Genomic DNA, 593 nt, shown 5'->3' with positions numbered 1-593 from the left:
ATCACCATCGTCTAGGGGATCGGTGTCGGGGTGGTCGCCGATGAGGAGGGTGTCTGGGTAGTCGAGGCTGGTATCTGGTTCGGGTTGGGTGAGTGTGGCAGTCATGGACGGGGCACTCCAGAAGAGAAGAACAGGGTTCGTATGTGTTTTCTAACGAGTACCTTTATAGTATCCCGGCTAGTGGACATATGTCCCCTGTGGGGGTGTTTATGTTCGAATAGGATATCCTAAATCCGCAGGGATCCCCAGAGTCGCACCACAACCGGCAGCGGGGGTAAAAGCAAAGGTTTAGGGTTCGTTGCCTACTACTCCCCCAGGCAAGCACGTGCAGCATAACGATGTCTAAGGGCAATGAACGAGTGTGACGAAGCGTCGTCGCGCAACGACGGCTTCCATAAAACGTGAAAAAAGGGAGGAGGACGGTGGTTGTCCGTCCTCTTCCCTTTCTTGGGCTTATTGAATTGTTTATTCTTTGTTTGGTGTCGGCGGTGACTTACTCTCCCACAACCTCCCGGTTGCAGTACCATCAGCGTGTGCAGGCTTAGCTTCCGGGTTCGGAATGGGACCGGGCGTTTCCCTGCAGCTATTGACCA

General features: G+C 54.0%; 1 rRNA gene. It reads right to left on the bottom strand.

The features are described from left to right. Positions 1 to 480 precede the first annotated feature (480 nt). A 5S ribosomal RNA gene (gene rrf / locus MHK09_RS11665) occupies positions 481 to 593 on the bottom strand; the annotation flags it as partial.

The organism is Corynebacterium tuberculostearicum (assembly GCF_022347235.1).
GTDB lineage: Bacteria > Actinomycetota > Actinomycetes > Mycobacteriales > Mycobacteriaceae > Corynebacterium > Corynebacterium tuberculostearicum_F.
The sequence above is the reverse complement of the archived record's forward strand: the minus strand, read 5'-3'. Positions and strand labels throughout refer to the sequence as shown.